Here is a 21830-nt window from a genome sequence, read left to right as displayed (position 1 = left end):
TTAGAGACTATTCACTTTTCAGCGTAATCGTAAGCTTGGGCTGCACCTTCACTTTGCCGGTAGCCATGCCTATATACGAAACAACCAATACAGCATCCTTAGAAGGTACAGAAAGGACAAAATTGCCATTGACATCGGTAACGCTTCCCGTAGTGGTACCTTCTATCAGAACAGCCGCACCGATAACAGGCTCACCCTGCTCATCCACCACTTTGCCTTCCACTTTCATATTGCCTTTGGCAATGGTCTTTTCTACAGCTTTAGTTTTTTTAGTAGTGATGTAAATCTCACCTTTTCCACCTGCCTCTTTCTTCACCTCAATACCCTCAATATTCTCGGCAGGTATTAAATCATCGATAGTTTTAGTACCCAAGTCAACCTTTTCTCCATCAATATAGACAGTCTTTATTAAATCAAGACTACTCTTATGCTGTACTTTAGCATTCTCTGCCACCTCATTACCCCGGCGGATAACCATACCCGGAGTTCCTTGTTTCAGGGTTATCAGAACAACGCCATTCTGTCCCTCTTCTCCATATAAATCCGTGGCAGATTTATCTTTCAAAACCGTTACACGTTCTATCTTATCAGGATTCAATGCACTCATGACAGATGGCGTCACCTCTTTTCCATCCACAATATACAATGGCTCTTTCCCATTACCTGCATATCCTTCAACTGTAATACCATTGGCAGAAGAAGTTTTTTCAAGTTTGTCGTCGTCCAGCCTGAACATCACCGGCACCGTAAATTTCACAGCCACCGGCTGCCCCTTCTGTCTCCCCGGCTTCCACTTCGGCATAGTGTTTATCAATCGCAGCGCCTCGGCATCCATATCCTTATCCACAGAACGGAGCACCTTGGAGTCCTTGATGCTTCCATCTTCATCCACCACAAACTGGACAGTGACCCGTCCCTGCGTACCGTTCTCTTTGGCAGATGCCGGATAACGCATATTCGTCTTGATATAATCCATGAAAGCACTCATTCCGCCGCCGGGAAATTCCGGCATCTCCTCTGCCACCTCGAAGACCGAAGTTCCCTTCAACTGCTTGCGGACTTCCGCCGGTACATACTTCACATCGGCAGGCTTCGTAGTGTCACCTGCACTTTCCGCCACTTTTGTTTCTACAATTGCAGCCAAATCGTTAACTTTGACGCTTGAAATCTTCTCCACTTTATCGGAGACTTCGGGACGGGCAAAAGCTGTCACTGCAATGGCAGCTACCGGAAGTACATAAAGATACTTCAAACGTGCCCACGGGCTTGATTTTTCTTTTAACATCATAGTGATACGTTTTTTAAGTTTACTGTGATTAAAGCTGTTGGCCATAGAGTAGAGCCTTGTGCCGACAGCTTTTTTTATTAATAATAGTTGATACTGTTTTGCATCCACACCCTCCTTTATCACCGTTTCATCCGCTTCAAACTCATGGATATTCTGCAATTCCTGCTTCAGGAGCCATGATGCCGGATTGAACCACTGAAAGAAAATGCAGACATCAGCCACCAGCAAGTCCCAGGAATGGCGGTTATGGATATGGGCAAGCTCGTGGATAAGGATTTCCCGTCCGTTCTCCTCCAAGTCTTTCCGTGAAATGACAATATATCCCATCCAACTGAACGGAGCGATGTCACAGTTGTGTACAATCAAAGTAACGCGCTCTTTCCTGCCCGGTAAGTAGCTGCCGATATCCTCTTTTTTACCCGATTTCAGCAACATCAGTAACCGTACCAACGAATATACGTTGCGGAAGGCAAAGAAAACGATTCCTGCCAGATAGACAAGCAGCGCCACTTGTATCCAGGTGACTGTTGCCGTTTCAGCCCTTGCTCCGGCCTCAGTGGCATTCACTGCATCTGCCATCATCAGCAACTGCTCCAATGTCAGCATCGTCTGGTGCACTTCCGTCTCCTGCTTCACACTTACCTCTACCAAAGGCAATAGGCAGGACAACAGCAAAATGCCCAACAATGAAAAACGGTTGAAACGATGAAACGTCTCGCGTGCCAGCAACAAGCGATAAAACAAATAGAATATCGCCAGGCAAACAGAAGATTTGAGTATATAAACAAAAAACAGACCCATGGAATTATTTACTATTTAGGGATTTACGATTTACTATTTACAGTTACTTGGTCAGTTCATTCCGTAGCATCTCCACTCCGGGAAATCCGGTTGCTTTGTAGGAAATATCTCCTTCACGGTTCACGACGAAATAGGTCGGGATACCCGGATATTCGTACAGCTTTGCCAATGCCGTACTTTGCTCATTGCTAATGCGACAGTGAATACCGGGTATATCCGGTATCATTACTTTCCATTTTCCTTCAGGAGATGTTTCGTCGACAATATATAGATAAACCACCTCTTTCAGCTCCTCTTTCAACGGTTTCAGGCTTTTCATGGCCCGCATACAAGGACCACACCAGGTGTTCCACATATCCACCAGTACCATCTTGCCACGATAAGGACGAGTAATGACCTGCAACAAACTGTCTGCCGCTACCTCCTTTTCCACCTCAACAATCTTATATCCGGTCTTTCCCTTAGTAGCTTCCAACTCTGATTTCAGTTCGGCTTCAATCCTCCCGTTTCTCATCAGGAACAATTGCCTGAGGTCGGGAGAAGCGATGCTGTCCACCGTCCGACGCTCTTCCTCAGTCAAAGGCATGTACTTGCTCAGATTACGGGAAGCACGCCCGGCAAGAAGCATGTCCGGCCAAAGAGGGTCTTGCACAAACTTATCCCGGAAATTTCCGGTAGCGGTCTTCACAAAGTCCGTATAATAATTGTAATATTTCTGTTCGGGGGTATGCAGAATATCCAGTTGCAGTATTTCCTTGAAGTATGAGGTACTGTCCACCGTCATGTCCGCCCTTTTCACCCCCTTCCTGCCCGAAAGCATCGGGGCATAACTAAGGTTACTCTTGTAATTATAGATAAGGCTGAACAGATTCATATCCAGATTTGCCCGAATATAAGTACGGCAAGCCTGGCTCATATCCTTGTTTTTTACAAGTTTCTTTTGCATATCTTCATAATGCCTGAACAGATACTTTTTATATGCCTGCGGAGTCATCCCACAAATATCTGCATAAAAATCATCAGCTCCCGATAAGCTTTTCATTTCACCGAACCGCAGCAACTCGGTATTCAGACCGGCATAGTCTCCTTCAAACCAAACACAGTTGTCCGTTACACCATCCCTTTTCCGGCTTAAAAGACGGCTTTGCGAATAGAATATTTCAGGCAGATTGATTGTGACATCCAGTTCTCCACCCGGAACGAGAAACAATTCTATTTTCGAACGGGATATCCACAGCGTAGCACCGCTCGGCAACAGCACCTCTGTCTCATAACGGAACGTGCCATCCTCCGCTATCTTCAAGTCCTTACCGGTGAAATACATGAAGAACCAAGGCGAGTCATAGTAGCGTAACGTCACTCCATACTCCGGTTTATACCCCAATATCTGCCCCTTTATGACAGTCTTTCCCATATTCAATTCCGGTCCGGGCAATGGCAAAACCTCATCCGGTTTCTTATTCCGCAAACGTTCGGGAATATCCACCCGAGGTTTCTCTCCGTTGAGCTGTATACCATAAATTACCCATCCTTCATCACTGTCCGGTGTCTCTACAAAATCAAAGCTCTCAGTATCCATCGGAAGCGGACTAAACTTCAAAACAGCAGTCATTTCACCGGAAGCGGGAATATGCGTCCATTCATCCCTGGCAAAACCGGTATTTCCCAAATATCCGTAATCCTTTCCGGATGCCCGCAACACAGCTGTCGAATCAATCCTGACCCTATCGCCCTGCATGCCATAAAGCCTCACCGCCAGCCAGGTCGTATCTTTTCCAAGCGTCACTTGCTCCACTTCAATGCTACGCGTATTGCATGCCATGAAATAGGGTACCTTTACGATTTTCTTTGCCTGCAATCCGCAGCAAATACTTACCAGCAGCAAACAAACCAATCCGATGTTTTTCATAAGCCAGAGTTATTAGAGTCTCAACAATCTCAGTCCCTTCCCTTTTCCACGTCTTGTATCAACTGCTTCAGTTCTTCCAGGGATATATCCTCTTCCTTCACCAGAGACGACACTGCGCTGAGATAGGAATTATTGAAATATTTGCTGATAACGTTCTTCAGTGTCCGCTTGCGAAAATCCTCCTCGCTGACCACCGCATAATACTGATACGTGTTGCCGTACGTATGATGGCTCAGGAATCCCTTATCCTCCAATCCTCTCACAATGGTGGACAAAGTATTGAAATGTGGTTTCGGCTCTTCATAGAATGCCAGCATTTCCTTCACAAACAAGGGTCCCTTTTCCCAGAAAAAGCCCATGATTTCTTCTTCTTTTGCAGTCAATCCTTTCATAACATTCTTTGTTTTCTGCAAATAACTAAATTATTTAGTTCAAAAACTAATTTCTCTCGTTAAATAAAACTAAAGCTTTTAGTTTATTCGGCAAACACCAGTCTCCAACCGTCTCCCGACAAGCAAAATACCTACTAATAGTGATTGCAGTTCTCGGATAAAAGCCGTTACTTTGCGCACGAATCAGAGAATTAAAAACAATAACATACAATGAATGAGCAACATAAGTACCGCTCCACGGACAAGATGAGCGACCTCATCTGTGACAATTACTCCTTATTAATGGTGATGAGCCGCTTCGGACTGTCATTAGGATTCGGAGACAAGAGCGTGAAGGACGTCTGCGAAGCACAAGGCGTCGATTGCCCTACATTCCTCGCCGTAGCCAACTTTATCAGCGAAGAACAATACTCTTACAGCGGCAATGAAAGTGATTTTTCCATTCCCGCCCTTATGGATTATCTGAAGCGTGCCCACACATATTTCCTCGACTTCAACCTGCCGGCCATCCGCCGCAAACTCATCGAAGCCATCGATTGTTCCAGTACAAACGATGTAGCCTACCTCATCCTGAAGTTCTTCGATGAATATGCCAAGGAAGTACGCCGCCACATGGAATATGAAAACCAGGCCGTATTCACCTATGTAGAGCAATTACTCCAAGGCAACCTATCGGACGAATACAACATCGCCACTTTTGCCAGCAAACATAATCAGATAGATACCAAACTGAAAGAGCTGAAGAACATCATCATCAAATACTACCCGGAAAAGGAGAACAACAATCTCCTGAATGCGGTCTTGTTCGATATATTCAACTGCGAACAAGACCTTGCCACCCACTGCCAGGTAGAAGATTATATGTTTGTTCCCGCCGTAGCGCAAATAGAAAGGAAACTGAAAAATGAACAATAATACTTCTTTGAAGATTGTCATTGCAGAAACTTCGGTCATCATCCGGAGTGGTCTGACGGCTGTTTTGAAGCGTATTCCCAACTTGAATGCACACCCTATTGAAGTTTCTTCTCCGGAATCGCTGCAAAACTACATTCACATGCATCCGGCAGACATTATCATCATCAACCCCACTTTCGGTGGCTGGTTCGACCTGCCCGCCTTCAAGGCAGAACACGGAAAATCCGGTATCAAGTACATTGCTATGGTATGCTCCGTCATCGACAACAACATATTGAAGGAATATGACGAGAACTTCGCCATGTGCGATGACGTAGATGTCATCGCCTCCAAAATCAACCACTTGCTACACACCGAGGAGGAAGAAGAAAAAGACAGCGAACAAGAAACCCTGAGCCAGCGCGAAAAGGAAATCATCACCTGCGTTGTGAAGGGCATGACCAACAAAGCCATCGCCGACAAACTCTACCTCTCCATCCATACTGTCATTACCCATCGCCGTAACATTGCACGCAAACTGCAGATACATTCTCCGGCAGGGCTCACCATCTACGCTATTGTCAACAAGCTGGTAGAATTGAGCGACATCAAGGACTCTCTATAAGATTCTTCCGGCAACCGTTTCCCTACCCGCTGCGGCCTATAGGGAAAAACCGGATGAATCCCTTGCAAAAGTATGCTCCTCCATACGGGAAAAGCCCTCTGCCTATTGATTAAGGTTTATCTTGTGCCTGAAGACAAAGCTCATCCCCTATGTCATCCCTCCCCATCCTATGACTCTTTATGCCCCACAAGTATCCTTATCCAACCTTACCCACAGTATCCGTCACGCCATACACAAATCCCCGCTTCACGATATCACATCGGGAAGCGGGGATCCTTTTATCTTCATAAAAGTGGTTACGTAATTATGACTAACTAATTCATTCAAATCTGATGTTGCAAAGATAAGGCATCGGCAGACAGTACGCAATCACTTAAATTAGGTATAATAAAACAAGTCAGTCATCATAAATAGGTAGAACCACCCACAAATCAGGCATTGGCATAGCTGTGCATTCCTCCAAGGATGTAGTTCACCCCGAAATAGGTCATCAGGACTGTCAGAAAGGCGGCAACCATATAGATATGGAAGAATAACGGACTGCGGAAAATGCGCAGGCTGCGCGCATGGAACGCCGCTCCATAAACCATAAAGGTAATCAGCGCCCATACTTCCTTCGGGTCCCAAGCCCAATAACGCCCCCAAGAAGCATTGGCCCAAACCGCACCCAGAAAAATGCCGGCTCCCAAAAAGAAAACGGCGGGATAAAGCAGCAATCGGCTGAGCAGCATCAACATCCGGGCTGAACGGCGAAGACACAATGCCAGTATGCCGTTCAGCATCATAAAGGCAAACAAAGCATAAGACATCATTATCAACGACACATGCGTACTGAGCCACGGAGAAACGAGCACGGGTATCAAGGGAGTGATTTGGGGATTCATCTGTCCCAAATAGGACACCAGTAAGGCAAAACCGGACAGCAAAAAACCGAAAGGCACCATAAACGGGAAGCGCCGCCGAAACAGACAAGCCAGGAACAGCGCACACAATGCCATGAACTGCATCGTTTCGTATCCATTACCCAACGGGATACGCCCGCCGATGTACCACCTCAGACCATACCCGAAGAGCTGAAAGAGAAACGCCGCATAAAGAGAAAACGGGAAAAAAGTATCTGCCAAACGCGAAGAGAAAGAGAGCGCTACAATCCTACCGGAAGAGTCTGACAATGCCGACGAACGGCGCAGGCCGCGATACAGCAGACGGAAGAAAGCCAGCATCCCCACCGTAAGGTTGAACATGAACAGCAATTTGCTGAAAGGAATACGGTTATACAGCAATTCGGCTTGTATTTTAGTATCGGAAACAGGCTCCACACTCCCGTCTTCCGGCAAAGGACGAATCAATGTACCATTTTGGAGCATCAAAATCAGTCCCACCTTTTCATCCGCCTCTACAATGGCCTTTTCCAGAGAAGTCATTTTCTGATGATGGTCTTGCTTCCCCTTCCAGAACTTCTGCAAGCGATACTTCTCACCGTCGAACAAATCAGCCAGACATGCATAAGGTGTCTCCAAATGAAGCAGGCGACGGAGTGCCTCGTTTTTGATATAAATCATCGGCTCATTCTGCCAAACCTCCGGACGCAGAAGCCATCCGCCAATCACCTGCTCCGGCGTCATGCCTCCATAAGACAATTTTCCCGTCAGTTTCAGTACAAAATCGCGCGCAAGGGTATTGAAAGGAACCACACGGTCATTATAAATCACCTGCTTACGGGCAAGACTATCCGCCTGCTTGCGTGCCAGTGCCGGAAGGCTTCTCTTCTGCGCATGTACCCCACTTCCCAGACACAGCAACAATAGGACAAACATTCCTCCCTTCTTCAACAACGGATGCCTCAGCAGCCTGCGGAACTCTCCACCCCGGCTGACCAGCATCCAGAGCATGGAGACACCTAACAAGAGGTATCCACTATAGGTAATCCCTATCCCCCACGGGTCATAATTCACTGTCAGCCAGCTCCCCTGCATATCCTCATCAAAGGAAGACTGATAAAAGCGGAGCCCCTGCCGTGAAAGAATACGGTTCATGGAGACGGGCGTCTCACCGTGAATATAGCTGATATAATCTGCAGGAGCATCCGTACCCGGATAGTACTCAATCCGGAAACTGTCCAGACGTAAGGTGAACGGTAACTCTACAACCTGCCTGCCGTCTTGTTCCAAAAAGCAGTTCACCTCACTGCCGACAGTAAGATGCACATATCCTTTCCGGCCACAAAGAAACGTAGTCATGGCTCCCGCCAAAATCACGAGGAAGGAGCCATGCAACAACAACGTCGGGAGACACCGCCACAACCGCTGTCTTACAAGCACAACAACAGTCATCGCAGCAAGGGCTCCCCACAAACAACAGAACCAAATCGTATGATAAACATGCTTTTCTACAAAATCCGTACTGTATGTCTGCTCTACAAACGTAGTTGCAGCAAGTAAGAGCAGCAAACAACCATAAACAGCTATGAGAAACTTTTTCAATTAAGAGCTATCAATTAAAAGTAAAAAATCAATATGGAGCAAACTCCTTGTTTTCTAAAGACTTGACTCCCATACATTCCATCTCTATCAGCCAACCCGGACGACATACGGGAGCATATACAAACACTCTCGGAGTATCCGGAAAACGCTCGTCATACATTCCTTTGACCACGGTATAGTCTGCAACATCCCGCAGATAAACAATCATCTGTCCTAAATCATCAAACGTACAGCCAGCCTCTTTCAACAAAGCCTCCACATTCTCCCACATACGTTCCGTCTGCTTGCGAATGTCTCCGGGATATACCACCTCACCTTTATTATTGATGCTCGCAGTACCCGAAATAAACACCTGGCGACGGTCGCCATAATCCACATACGTACCTCGCTCGAAACTCACACCGTATTCGTATGTGGGATTCAGATGTGTCGGTGCGTAAAGGTAGTGAATTTGTTCAGATTTCAAACCATCTACAGCATAAGTATCCATCTGAACCGTCACTTTTGGGTCGGCATGACGGCCACCGATACCGGTACTGGAAATATAATGAGTCTTCTCCGTCAAGTCCTGGGTAACAAACACCTCATTACGTGCCTTCACCACTCCGGCATAATTCACATCCACGTTCTGTACAAAGAACCAGGTACGTATGCAATTATCAGCCAGCTTGCAGCCCTGTTCCATCAGCTGCATCACATAGTCATTCAACAGCAGACGGGTCTGGTATTCCGAATTGGCTGCACGATTGAAAGAGCCGCCTCCCCAAAGGTGACGGTAGGCGCCATGTCTCACTTCGAACAATCCGTTATGAAGTACCTGTGTTTCCACACCTTTCTGCAGATAGACCCACAGTGCGATCTTTGTACCGTTCAACGGCGGCTGCTCTACCACGGAGAGTGCACAATCCGAACATTCTGCCGAAAGCGCCAGTAGCATATCTGCCTGATTGGCGGCGTCACTTAGAAAGTAGCGTTTAAAGATGGCAACAGCACCTTGTAGTTCACTTTCACGCAGTTGGCAGTAAGTGTCGACCACCGCATTCAGCTGTTCTTCATAAGTCGCTTCCGGTCTGGTGGCATGAATCATTACATGATATTCCGAAACACCCGCTTCTACCTCATATTTAAAGATTTCGGTTAAGGTATTCTCCGATTGATTAGTTTGTTGTTGTTTATCTTTCATATTAAATATCAATTAGTCGTTGTTGTTCAAAAAAGTACCGGTATTACCAGTAAGGCCCATCATTATTACGGCTGTGCACCATCGTCAATCCAGTTGCCAATCAAAGACTGCATATCAGATGAGGTTATCATCTGAGAATGGTCTATACGCCAATCCGAGCTGATGTCCGTACCCAATATGAGATGCAAGACACTTTCTGACGCATTGCCGGGCATAACCCTCATTTTACCGTCCACCGTCGTTGAAGCCCGGTTGACCAGATCAGCATGGCTATGTCCTTCCAGCAGATTCAAGCCACCACCCGGAGTGGTGCTAAGACCATGGCAAGCCGTACAAGTGGCATTGAATATTTTTTGTTGAATGGCATTGTACATACTTGCATCAACTGTTCCTGCATCCATAAGTATAGTATCAGCGATTTCAGTACATTCCATTGCCACCAAACTGACAATGCGCTTTCTCAACTTATTGATTACACATAGCTCGACAGTTGTCACCTCATCCGTTATGCCGGACATTGTCAACTGGATTTCATCATTATCCGATTCGGATACCGGAACAACCTTTGAAACAATGGCATAATCGCTTTCATCATCAAATCCTGCCACTACCACACTATAGTCGCCCGACCACTTATCCACACCACTAATCCGGCCTGTCATCTTCACTGTGCGTCCTTCACCCGTGGCCACTACGGCATTCTCATAAATTCTCCCCTCATCGCATGCATGCAGACCTATAAGAAGCACGGGCAGAAAAAAGAAAAGAATGTATTTTTTCATAGACGAATCCTTTCCTGACTTCATTTAGAATGTATATTGAAGCATCACCGTGGCAGAGTGAGTGGCCAGACCTAAATTATCATTATCACGGTCGAGCTGCGTGTCGTGTCCCCAACGGGCTACATACTGATACATTGCCTGCAATTTCAAGTTGCATCCTCTGAAAAAGTAATTCATACCTACAGCAGGCATATTCAGGAAACCGTCGTCATCCGTACCGTTACGATTGAAGATATCGTAGCGTGCGGCAAGCTGTAGGCGGGGAGCGACAAAGTAACCACCTTGCACATAACCGCCTAAAAAGCTATACGATTCATTTATCTTTTGCCGTTTGGTGAAACCTACATTCATATAATAAGCTTCAGCCGCCAGATAGAGCTTGTTCTTCAACATGGCAAATTCCAACCCCACACGGGTATCATTGGTACTCTCATTTTCACTCTCCACATTGATAGAACCCGAAAGACCGAATAATATCTTATCCTCGTTCAAACGGTTAGGATTACCTTGTGTGGAAGGCATCACCCCCTTGGGCATATAAGTCAGACGTCCGGCATACAGCAATGAAGGGATATGCCAGTCATCACTCATCGTCTTTGAAGCTGTATTCACGGAAGCTCCGGTTCCATTGAACAAGCCGACTTCATAACCGAACTTATCTGCCACCAGACCGTGAATTTCAACACCCAGGTCAAATCCCGTACCGATATTAGGCGTCACGGCATTCAACGAATAAGGCAAAATTACAGAAGACGTCAGAGAAACCGGCAACTGGGGAAGCAGTGTTTCGCCAAGAGTTGTCAGATAGGCATGCGAGAATGGAGTCTTGAACTTTCCGACACGAATCGCAAATTGTTTTTTCAGCTGTACATCAAACCACGCCTGCTGTAACAGCGCTCCTCCACTTGCAGCAGCATTGATGGACAGATTGAAAGCTACTTTTCCAAAAGCCTTGCCAGTAAAGCCAAGTACGGCATAAGGAATGGAAAAACCCGAATTGGCAATATTATCTTGGTTATAAGCCTTATCCAAGCCTTCATCATCATACCAATTGAAATTAGCACTCGTTTGTACCAACAGATAAGGCTTGAAAACAAAGTCACCTTTCTTTGTTTCAATGGTAAAACCTTCTCTTCCGGCCAATGACACTACACCATTCTCCGTATCTTCCTCATGTTGCGCCATAGCGGTCAAAGGCAAAACAGCCAGCATGGCGACATATAAAAATTTCTTCATAATTACTTTTTATATAAAGCTTATTAGTTCTAAAGTGAATTTAAAAATGCAATCAGGGCATCACGGTCATCCTTGCTCATGTTCTTAAAGAGATTTTTCGATGCTTCTCCCTCTCCCCCATGCCACATTATGGCTTCAACAAGATTGCGGGCACGGCCATCGTGCAAGAAGTAGGTATGTCCGTTTACCTTTTCCTGAAGCCCGATACCCCAAAGCGGAGTAGTGCGCCATTCATTGCCACGCGCCAACCCACTTACATAGTTATCATTCAGACCGACTCCCATAATTTCGGAGCCCATATCATGCAGCAAAAAATCCGAATAGGGGTGAATTGTCTGACTTCCCAACCATGGCAAACGGGTACCGTTCAACAGCACGGAGCCCCGAGGCTTGGTATGCAACGTGGTGACATGGCAAAGATGGCACTTGGCTTTATAGAAATTCTGTTCTCCCCTTATCACCTGCGGGTCATTCACATTACGCCGTGCAGGAACACCAAGACTCTGCATATACAAGTCAACATCTTCCATATCTTCTGTAGAAACATCCAACTGGGCATAAGAAAGCCCCATCATGCTGCCTTGATTCACCTGGGACTGCCCCTCGCATATCTCTTCCGGATAGCGGCTATTGGTAACACCCATATCACTTGAAAAACCAAGTTCAACAGTCAAATCCGCATGTTGAGCCTTATTTCCCGACAGCCCCAAGCTTCTCACACCACGTTCGGTAATGTAATTGCAACGGCCACTTATACCATACTCCGGATAATTACTTTTTGCAGCAAGCGCTTCAATCTCCGTAGGTTCCAAAGCCATCATTTGCCCCATACCGACATGTCTCAACGGGATACGCACCGTACAGAACATATCTTCAGGCTTTATACTGTCAGCATACCATTCGGATATGGAATAAACCGGTCTGCAAAGTTCATACTTCTCTCCGTCGGGAAAGGTAAAAGTCTCATAAGTATACTCCACAGAAAGCTTTCCCTCCGGTTTCACTCCATAAATTGCCTGGTCATGGAGAACACGACCATAATCCTGAAAAAACGCACCATTCTTGCGGCTTATATAAACCAGCATCGAGGAAAACCCGTAACTACCCGATCCACCTTCACTCCACAGCGTCGGTTTGGTACGGCCGGCATTACGATGACAACTGCCACAAGAATACCCCGCATAGACCGGGCCAAGACCACCTCCCATGCCATTGCTACTCGTACGCACATCATCGTAAAGCCCGTCACCATCATTAAAGCGACTGTTGTAAACACCCGACACCCAGTCTACCGGTGAATCATAGGCCTTGGATGAATTCATGAAGATTGTGGACGTTCCGGCAGACAGAGCGTATCCTTCAGGAATCTCTATATCCAACACGTCAATCCCATCATCATCACAAGCAGTCAAACCTGCCGACAAACAAAGGAGAAGACATGAATATCTCATTAAACGATTCATCATCTTTATCTACTTTTTAATAATGGCATATCCAAACATGCCAAAGAAGTAAAGGCAGGATTCTCCAAATCCCCCCCTTTACTTCTTGAGTATTGTTTATAAATAATTCTTATTTAACTGTACGAGGCTTGCCATCCTTGAAAAGCAGGAATTCTAAAGTATGGAATCCGCGTACATTTTGGGCAGATTCAACTTTTGCATCATCATCACCCTCGCTCCATTCCAAATCGCCCCATTTCTGGGAATTCAGAATCTGGACAATGGCGTTCTGGTCCAAAGGCCAACTATCCATATTCGGGTCAAGCCCCAGCTCATCCACCGGCCCAAATAGGAACGCCTCACTTTCCTCCCAAGGTTCACGGGCTGTTATCCAAGCATTGCATGCCGTCTCAAAAGCACTGTTAGAGGGATTGTTGGCAAGAGCCACCACAGCGTCATACAGCGTACTATTCTTCTCCTTCAAATCCTTATAGGTAGGCAAAACCACAACATTGACATAATTTTCAACAATCGGGTCAAGTGCTTCATTGCTGTTAATGGTGCTATTGTCCCTGATATAAGGTTTCAACTCCTTATCCAATACACTTTCCAGTTCTTCACAAGCCTTGATAGCCGCTACCGTTTCCTGACTGTTGATATTATTACGGAAAGGTTGGGGAATAGCCTGAATAGCCGATGCTGCCGTAGTGATAGCTGCCGACACTTTCGTATCCAACTCCGCATTGGCTCCAGCCACCAATTTTGAAATTGACTTGTCGCTCACCTTACCGTCCAAAGAGCCGTAATAGGCATTGCGGATTGAGTAAATATTATTGGTATAATCATCACGGGAATGCCAGCTATACCATGACTCAACAGCATAGAGGGCCTCTGTAACATTGTTTGCCATATATTTATTATATGGATCACCAATCTTCGTCTCACCTACCTCATTGGAGATTTCAACACAACCGTCGATAACCTGCTCTATACAGTTCCAGGCACTTGAAAAGTTATAGGCACCATTATGAGCTTTGAAGGAAGTTGCAAAACTTGCCCCACCCTTATAACTCGTATTCCAAGAATCATAAAGATTGGTGGCATCTGTCTTCAACAAAGCCGCCACATTTCTCATGTAGTTGTGCCAACTTGCTGCATTCTCCGAATTATACTCAATGTCAGCAGGATTAACTGTACTGTTGTCATCATCATCGCTACAAGCAGTAGCCGTAAATGCCAGCCCTAATACCAAAGCTGTCGCATAAAAGAAATTTTTCTTCATTTGTATAAAATTAATTGATTACTATTCATCTACTTCTTGACAAACCAACCGATATAGGCAATACCGATCGAAAACTCATTTTCACTATTATACTTACCAGTTCCGAAAACCTTGTTTGTTCCGATTTGGCGGGTGGTGTAATCAGCCTTTACCACCAGATTAGGCAAGGCATACCAATTCAATCCAGCAGTCCACATGCTTACTTGACAACGTTTCTCCATTATCTGGCTAGCCTCTCCCTTTTCTTGCGGATTGTAATATTCATAACGTGCAAAGGGGTAGATAACCGGAACTTTCTTGTTTCCTTTGAAGAAAGCGCTGATATTCAAACCGGCCTCGGCTGCATAACTGACTACATTCTTTGCAATGGGGGTTATACGGCTGTAAGGAGATTTATTCGATAATTTGGTATTTGCCTCACTAAGCTTCGCTGAATTGCCCAAATTTCCGTATACCATATTGGCACGGGCAATCACATATTTATTACGGTATTGGGCATCTGCCGTGTAGATTCTTACCGGAACCTTACCGGTAGACGAATAAGTATCCGCTTTGTCAGAATTGGAACCGGCATCAGCGCAGTAATAAAACGAAGCGCCTATACGCAACCCCGGAACCCCCTTGTAGTCCAGACGAGCCACATAGCCCGGTGAAGTAAAATTGTCTTCTTCAAAGATGCCTTGTTTGCCACTTGCTATCCAGGTGTTACGGTCAAAACCATTGGCATTCAGACCGGCCACTATCATGGCTTGATAATCAAAGCTGGCATATCCTTTTCCAAAAGAACCAAAAAACTCGAGTCCGTTTTCATGCCACGTAGAAGGAAGGATGGTTGTCTCTCCTTCCGGCCGATAAGTTCCAAAGAAATTGATTGGTTCATGATGGGCGTTGGTCAATCCTACCGGGACAATGACGTGACCGGCACGTATGTTGAATTGTGGAACAATTAAACGGGTAATGTGGAATTGCTCGATAGCCACTTCGCCACCCTTTTCCACCTCCGTTTCATACTCACCGTTTTCCGTATTCTCAAGTTCATAAGCAGTACCCGTACCACCGGATTCAAACTCGATTTCAGCACCGAGTATCCATTTGGAATTGAACTTGTAATCCAGAGCCAACACGAAACGGGGTATAGAAATTGTATTCCTATGTTTGTCTGGATTGCCTTCAGGCGCACCATAGAAACGGTTAATACCATAATCCTTAAAACTTGCAACCATTTCTCCGTATCCACCGAAACGGAATTTCTTGTAGTTGTCGCCATCATTCGCTACTTTTTCCTTTTTCTCTTTGTCCGTTGAAATTTCCGTACTCTCTGCTGCAGAAGTAACTTTTTCAGGTTCAGCAGCCTGCAAAGCATTGGCAGAAAGCAGAAAACATAAAACGAATAAGCCTGTTAATTTTCTCATCTTTTATCTTAAATTTTATTGGGGCAAAGGTAGAGGTAGTTAAAAAGGAGAACAATACCTAAAAATTACGAAAAGAAGAGAAAGAGTAACCATTAGTAGGTAATGGCAGATTTATAACAACAAATAAAGATGAGAAAGGAGGGTAAGTGGTAAAAAGGACTATTAAACAGACTGTAAGGCTACTTATATTTAAACGCCAGTATATAGTATCCTATAAATGCCACCCCCAACAAAACAAACGAGACAAGGAGCAGGAGTTTGCCGAATGCATAATACAAGCCCCAAACACTGCCCAAAAGCACTAACAACAGAATGATGTTCATCACCCGGGTAAGGCGTATGGCAAACAAATATTGAACAGCCGCATTGCGCTCGGTGACCCGAATAGGGAAATTGATGAAACGGACGGGAAGATACGCCAATCCCCCCATCAAAAGGAAACAGAAAATGGAACAGCCACCCATCACCCAGACAGCGGGCAGCAGGGCACCTTCTCTTTGGGTATACAGCCAGTAAATGCTAATCCACGTAACGAGCACGATAAGCAGGGCCGTACCTTCCAGAATACGGTCAATCACAGTGGGTTGAAAACGGACATTAGGGCAATTCTTGCCGGAATAAGGACCAAGATTAATCATACTATCTGCGATTTAGAATCTGTTATTACGAATCCTCCTCTGCTTTCTCTTCAGACGGAGGAGGATTCTTGGACTTCTTCATCCGCCCACTCTTCCGCAATGCTTCAGCGATAATCCACTGAAGCTGTCCATTGGTACTACGGAACTCGTCGGCTGCCCATTTTTCAATGGCATCCATCGTTGCAGCATCCACACGGAGGACAAAGCTTTTGGTTGAAGTTTCTTTTTTAGCCACTATTTATTTACTATTTAACAATTTACGATTTACGATTGAAGTTACTTTGATATAACCAAGTACCAATCAAAGAGTATTCTGCTTGCCCCGCACGAAGGAGGCAATGTCATCCATAACATATGCTGGGACGGGCGAAGCATGGCTATACTCAAACGGAGTCGCCTTGCCGCTGCCTTCCTGCAACAAGTGATTCAATTTCGGATAAGATTTGAAATATGCATTCTTGCAGCGCAACAAACCGGAACGCCATAAACCGAAGTCTTCCATAGTCACCTGATAATCTCTCTCCCCTTGAAGAACAAATATAGGCAGCTTTAGTTTAGCGGCAACTTCCACCGGTTTGTAAGCATTGGCAAACAGCCAATATGAGCGGGGCTGCCCCAATGGCAAGGAAATCGTTTCATCAAACTCTTCCGTACCAAGCTTTTTGACATTAGCCAACTGTTGTTTTAGCTCATCAAGTTGAACCTTTACATTGACTGAAGAATCCGTCAAAGAAGAGGTATAATAAAACTGTTCCTCAAGAGCATCTTCAAGCGATCTTGCCAGTCCGGCAAGGATAATGATACCTGCCAAACCTTTCGAACGCCCGGCAATACGGGGAGCCAATGTACCTCCCAGGCTGTGCCCCAACACATACACACTGTCAGGAGCCAGCTCGGGCAAAGCCCTTACCTGCTCCACTATGGCAACGGCATCGTCCACGGCCTCAGTATCATAATCGAGTTCGCGACCGGCAGGAACGCAAGCCGCACCATATGCCTTTGTCCGTTTTTCATAGCGGACGACAGCAATGCCGCGTTTCTCCAATCCCCAGGCAAGGTCACGGAAAGGCTTGTTGGGACCTATCGTCTCGTCACGGTCGTGAGGACCGGAACCATGTACCAAAATAACACAAGGAACCCTGCATGCATCCGGACCGACTGCCCGCTTGGGCAAAGTCAACGTTCCGGGAAGCTTGTAGCCGTCGGCTCCCAGCGTAATATCCCTTTCATCCATCTTTGTCTTGTCATAGGCTACCGGTTGGGCAGTGCTGGCAGCAGGCGCAGGTACCAATCGGATTGTGTTCAGCGCCCCGTCAGCATCAAAAGCCACCAGAAAGCGGAGATTATAGCGTTCAAACTCCACATCGGAATAATAGATAGTAATTCCCTGGGCAGAATCGGTCTTCCATTCTCCTTTTGATACGGATTTACCGAACATTTTCTCCGCCTGCCGGAAAGAATCATTGAAGAGTGCCGGAGCCAGCTTCTCCTGCAACTCCCGGTTCAATGCCGCATGGATACTGTCACCTTGCCCTGCCACAAACAATTCATAAATGTGCTGCGCGCGCGCAGTATTCGCATCTTGTGCAAAGCCCCCATATACATTGCCCAGCAAGAGCAGTATAAGAGCCCATCGTCCTATAACCCCCATCTCTTTCATCCGTATCCTTTATCAATGGTTCAACGTTCCCGTATTGACTACCGGTTGTGCAGCCTCGTCCGCACAAAGCACTACCAACAGATTGCTGACCATTGCTGCTTTCTTGTCTTCGTCCAGTTCAACAATTTCTTCTTCAGAAAGTTTATGGAGCGCCATTTTTACCATAGAGACTGCCCCTTCCACAATCTTCTCGCGTGCCGTAATGATGGCGGATGCTTGCTGGCGACGCAGCATCACAGCGGCAATTTCGGGCGCATACGCCAGATAGTTGATGCGGGCTTCCACCACTTCCATACCCGCCATGGCCAGGCGTTCATTCAGTTTCTGCTCCAGCTGTTCATTGATTTCCTCACCGCCCGAACGAAGTGTCAACTCTTCCGTATCAGCCTCATTATCATCATAGGCATACTGACCGGCAACTTGACGAAGAGCGGCATCACTCTGTATCATGACGAAGTTCTCGAACGCATTCATACGATTGGCCACCGCATTGCCAAGACTGACCTGGTTGGCATTACCCGCTGTCGGAGCGGATGCAGCCATTGTTTGTGAATCAATCTCAAACATGGCTTTATAGGTGTCCTTCAGCTTCCACACCAATACCAGCCCTATGAGAATAGGATTACCAATCTTATCGTTCACCTTTATCGGCTCCACATCCAGGTTGCGTGCACGAAGCGAAAGCTTCTTCTTATTAAGAAAAGGGTTTACCCAGAAAAAGCCGGTCTCCTTGAACGTCCCTTTATATTTGCCAAAGAACACCATGGCACGCGCCTCGTTCGGCTCCAGCTCCATATAGCCGGCAAACATAATGAACCATACCAGGCACAGACACACCGAAAGGATCAAGGTAGGCACAGAAATGAGAAATCCAAAGATTATCACCGCCGTAAGCACTACCAAATGAAGGAACAAGGCCAGAAAGCCATTCATCTTGAAACCACTGAAACCACACTCTTTTGTTTCCATATTCTATAAATTTAATTGATATCATAATGATATCACAAATATATCAATTAAAATTAGAGAAGTACAAAGAAACAAGGGAGTTAACATATAGTATTAAGGATTATTAAGAACATGTATTCCCAGTATATAAAAATTCCGCTTGAGGGTCATAACTCACCCTCAAGCGGAAAACTTTTTTTGACTCTGTCAGTGATGTATCAAGGCTGAATGACAAAAGACCGGCGCAGCAAATCAGCAGTTTGCGAGCTACCGCCCACCATCAGTTCATAACTGCCTTCGGAAACGCACATGGTATTGCTTTGCGGATTCCACCACACCAACTCTTTATCACCCAAATCAAACTCTACATCGACCGTCTTTCCTGCCGGGATATGTACCCGCTTGAAAGCACGCAATGCCTTGCTCGGTCCTTCTACATCATTGTTTTTCTTCAAATAGACCTGCACAACCTCTTCACCGTCACATTTGCCGGTATTGGTTACGGGGACACTCAATCTCAATTTCTCACCGGACTTTATATTATCCGAACCAAGCACCACAGCACCATAGCTGAAAGAGGTATAGCTCAATCCATGACCGAAGGGAAAAAGCGGTTCCTGGGTCATGTAACGGTAAGTCCGGCCGGTCATGTTATAATCCTCAAAATCCGGGAGCTGAGACACATTGCGGTAGAAGGTCACTGGCAAGCGTCCTGCCGGATTGTAATCGCCGAACAATACTTCGGCTACAGCCGTACCGCCTGCCTGACCGGGATACCATGCCTGCAGAATGGCTCCACACCTCCCGGTTTCCGGCTCCAGACCGATGGGAGAACCCGAACAGTTCACCAACACCACCTTTTTGCCGGCACGGTGCAAGGCGGCAATCAGTTCCCGTTGGACAGCAGGCAACTCGATATCGGTACGGTCACCTCCTCTGAATCCGGGAAGCTCAACACCCATCTCCTCGCCTTCGAGGTTCGGAGAGACTCCTCCCACAAAGACCACGATATCAGCATCCTTTACACGCTCCACAGATTTCCTCACATCCACTTCATTCTTAAATCCAAGGTCGAAGTTCAGCAGTGCATCGCTACGGAAATATTCAAAATCCAATTCAACGTCATACATTTTTCCTGCTTGTACCTGCAAAGTATAAGCACTCTTCTGCCCACCGTGCTGATTGGAGAATCCTCTCACTTCCTCCCCATTTATCCGCAATCTCCCTGAGCCATAAGCATAGATGTCAAAGACCACCTCTCCCGACTGGTCGGGAGTGAATACGCTGTTGTAGGTAGCCGAGAAGTCGGTAAGGTTCACACCCGGAGCAAAAACCGTGGCACCGGATGTACAGAAATGGAAAGGAGTGGTCACTTGGGCAGTAGTGACTGGCTCACCGTCACGAGTCACGTTATTCCAGTAGCGTGCACTGAATCCGGGTTTCCCGTCGGCAGTCTTGCAACGGTTGAAGACGCTCTGTATCTGAGCTCTCTCCACCCATCCGCAGCCTTGTTCATAAATAAGCCGGTCATCACTCCCCAAAGCTTTTCTAATTCCGTCCAGAATGGTAACTGTGTGCGGAGGCATACCGTTATAATTTCCCCATTGCATCACAGAATCATTGGCATTCGGACCCATCACGGCTATAGTCAGACCTCCACGCTTCAACGGCAAGGTATTATCCTTGTTCATAAGCAGTGTCATTGACTTGCGCGCCATGTCGAGCGCCAGAGAATCGTGTCCGGCAGAAGCCACCACAGAAAAAGGAATGCCGGTCCAGGACACCTTCTCCGGCTCGTCCATTTCACCCAAGGCAAAGCGGGCCGTCAAAAGGCGCTTGACTGCTACATCCACTGCTTTTTCATCAATCTTTCCCTGCTTCACCGCTTCTACCAGGGCCTCGTAACTCGAACCGCATTCCAAGTCAGTCCCACTCAACACCGCAGCCGCCGAAGCGGACTCTGCATCAAGATGCGTCTTATGACCATAATCTCTGTAAAAATCGGCAATAGCTCCACAGTCCGAAAGGACAATACCGTCAAATCCCCACTCATCGCGCAAAATCTGCATCAGCAGGCGGTCGCTACCGCAACAAGGATCGCCCTCAAAACGGTTGTAGGCACACATCACCTCCTTCACTTTTCCTTCTTTCACCAAAGCTTCGAAAGGAGGAAGATAAGTTTCATACAAATCACGGGGCTTGATATTTTCCGCATTAAACTCATGGCGGTTCCATTCCGGACCTGAGTGTACGGCAAAGTGCTTGGCACAAGCATGCAGCTTGTCATATTTTCCATCGTTCGTACCCTGCAACCCCTTTACAACCATCACTCCCATACGGCTGGTCAGATAAGGGTCTTCCCCATAAGTCTCTATACCCCTTCCCCAACGGGGGTCGCGGTAGATGTTCACCGTAGGCGTCCACATCGTCAATCCTTGATAGCGTTCACGACTTCCCTGAGATGCATAGTAGGCATTCTTGGCACGGGCCTCATCGGATACGGCAGTAAATACCTCGTATACAGTCTCCGGCGAGAAAGATGCCGCCATACCAATCGGTTGGGGAAACACTGTGGCCAGCCCGGCACGCGCCACTCCATGCAACGCTTCATTCCACCAGTTATAGGGCTTGATGCCCAGGCGTTCCACCGGTTTGGAGCTGTCCATCATCAAGGACACCTTCTCTTCGAGCGTCAGTTCCTTCAGCAAAAGTCCGGCACGCTCTTCTGCCGGCAGAGATGCATTCTTGTAAGTAGCCTGTCCACATCCCGACAATAGGAAGAGTGGCAAAAGGTAAAGAAGTTTCTGTTTCATCATAGTTTTATATTAATCGTTGTTACAATCGCTTGTATCACA

At 46.5% G+C, this 21830-nt stretch carries 17 protein-coding genes; 2 read left to right on the top strand and 15 right to left on the bottom strand.

The annotated features are described in order from the left end of the window. Nucleotides 1-7: 7 nt before the first annotated feature. From DW039_RS03350 to DW039_RS03340, 3 genes are read right to left on the bottom strand one after another with little or no spacing between them, the layout of a single operon-like run. On the bottom strand, nt 8-2089 hold the full coding sequence (locus tag DW039_RS03350) for a M56 family metallopeptidase (RefSeq protein ID WP_057088472.1): 2082 nt from the start codon (nt 2087-2089) through the stop codon (nt 8-10). Nucleotides 2090-2132: 43 nt separating this feature from the next. Next, nucleotides 2133-3998: a TlpA disulfide reductase family protein gene (locus DW039_RS03345; RefSeq protein WP_005823784.1), complete on the bottom strand. Its 1866-nt coding sequence runs from the start codon at nt 3996-3998 to the stop codon at nt 2133-2135. Between the two features lie 29 nt (nt 3999-4027). Continuing rightward, nucleotides 4028-4390 (bottom strand): BlaI/MecI/CopY family transcriptional regulator, encoded by a 363-nt coding sequence (locus DW039_RS03340; protein ID WP_005823785.1) that lies wholly within the window; start codon nt 4388-4390, stop codon nt 4028-4030. A gap of 210 nt (nt 4391-4600) precedes the next feature. Here DW039_RS03340 and DW039_RS03335 point away from each other — a divergent pair, with 210 nt between their 5' ends. Together DW039_RS03335 and DW039_RS03330 are read left to right on the top strand one after the other, a co-directional pair. Further along, nucleotides 4601-5305 (top strand): hemerythrin domain-containing protein, encoded by a 705-nt coding sequence (locus tag DW039_RS03335; RefSeq protein ID WP_008665531.1) that lies wholly within the window; start codon nt 4601-4603, stop codon nt 5303-5305. Further along, a complete protein-coding gene (locus DW039_RS03330; protein WP_005823789.1) occupies nt 5295-5909 on the top strand; it encodes a response regulator transcription factor in 615 nt (204 codons plus the stop codon). Before DW039_RS03335 ends, DW039_RS03330 begins: the two co-directional genes overlap by 11 nt. Nucleotides 5910-6340: 431 nt before the next feature. On the opposite strand, the gene ccsA is transcribed toward DW039_RS03330, so the two are convergent. The 12 genes from ccsA to xyl3A form a co-directional block, all read right to left on the bottom strand. Continuing rightward, the gene (ccsA, locus tag DW039_RS03325; RefSeq protein ID WP_057088476.1) at nt 6341-8392 is read right to left on the bottom strand and encodes a cytochrome c biogenesis protein CcsA; all 2052 of its coding nucleotides are present in this window, start codon (nt 8390-8392) and stop codon (nt 6341-6343) included. A 28-nt stretch (nt 8393-8420) separates the two neighbouring features. Beyond that, nucleotides 8421-9575: a Rid family hydrolase gene (locus DW039_RS03320; RefSeq protein WP_009037107.1), complete on the bottom strand. Its 1155-nt coding sequence runs from the start codon at nt 9573-9575 to the stop codon at nt 8421-8423. A 65-nt stretch (nt 9576-9640) separates the two neighbouring features. Then, on the bottom strand, nt 9641-10357 hold the full coding sequence (locus DW039_RS03315; protein ID WP_009037108.1) for a hypothetical protein: 717 nt from the start codon (nt 10355-10357) through the stop codon (nt 9641-9643). A 24-nt stretch (nt 10358-10381) separates the two neighbouring features. Continuing rightward, nucleotides 10382-11593 carry a porin gene (locus DW039_RS03310; protein WP_005823796.1) on the bottom strand — a complete coding sequence of 404 codons (1212 nt, stop codon included), beginning with the start codon at nt 11591-11593 and terminating at the stop codon, nt 10382-10384. A 29-nt stretch (nt 11594-11622) separates the two neighbouring features. Continuing rightward, nucleotides 11623-13056 carry a di-heme oxidoredictase family protein gene (locus DW039_RS03305; protein ID WP_120381726.1) on the bottom strand — a complete coding sequence of 478 codons (1434 nt, stop codon included), beginning with the start codon at nt 13054-13056 and terminating at the stop codon, nt 11623-11625. 109 nt (nt 13057-13165) lie between these two features. Then, nucleotides 13166-14317 (bottom strand): imelysin family protein, encoded by a 1152-nt coding sequence (locus DW039_RS03300; RefSeq protein ID WP_005835328.1) that lies wholly within the window; start codon nt 14315-14317, stop codon nt 13166-13168. Between the two features lie 29 nt (nt 14318-14346). Then, complete coding sequence (locus DW039_RS03295; RefSeq protein ID WP_120381694.1) at nt 14347-15729, bottom strand: hypothetical protein; 1383 nt, start codon at nt 15727-15729, stop codon at nt 14347-14349. 179 nt (nt 15730-15908) lie between these two features. After that, complete coding sequence (locus tag DW039_RS03290) at nt 15909-16367, bottom strand: hypothetical protein (RefSeq protein ID WP_009037112.1); 459 nt, start codon at nt 16365-16367, stop codon at nt 15909-15911. A 25-nt stretch (nt 16368-16392) separates the two neighbouring features. Beyond that, a complete protein-coding gene (locus DW039_RS03285; RefSeq protein ID WP_005835322.1) occupies nt 16393-16602 on the bottom strand; it encodes a hypothetical protein in 210 nt (69 codons plus the stop codon). A 66-nt stretch (nt 16603-16668) separates the two neighbouring features. Next, nucleotides 16669-18027 carry an alpha/beta fold hydrolase gene (locus tag DW039_RS03280; RefSeq protein WP_120381693.1) on the bottom strand — a complete coding sequence of 453 codons (1359 nt, stop codon included), beginning with the start codon at nt 18025-18027 and terminating at the stop codon, nt 16669-16671. A gap of 12 nt (nt 18028-18039) precedes the next feature. Then, nucleotides 18040-18996, bottom strand: a complete 957-nt coding sequence (locus DW039_RS03275) for an SPFH domain-containing protein (RefSeq protein ID WP_016272575.1) — start codon at nt 18994-18996, stop codon at nt 18040-18042. A 197-nt stretch (nt 18997-19193) separates the two neighbouring features. Then, nucleotides 19194-21788 carry a xylan 1,4-beta-xylosidase gene (gene xyl3A, locus DW039_RS03270; RefSeq protein WP_120381725.1) on the bottom strand — a complete coding sequence of 865 codons (2595 nt, stop codon included), beginning with the start codon at nt 21786-21788 and terminating at the stop codon, nt 19194-19196. Nucleotides 21789-21830 lie beyond the last annotated feature (42 nt).

The organism is Bacteroides sp. AF39-16AC (assembly GCF_003602735.1).
Taxonomy (GTDB): Bacteria; Bacteroidota; Bacteroidia; order Bacteroidales; family Bacteroidaceae; genus Bacteroides; species Bacteroides uniformis.
The sequence above is the reverse complement of the archived record's forward strand: the minus strand, read 5'-3'. Positions and strand labels throughout refer to the sequence as shown.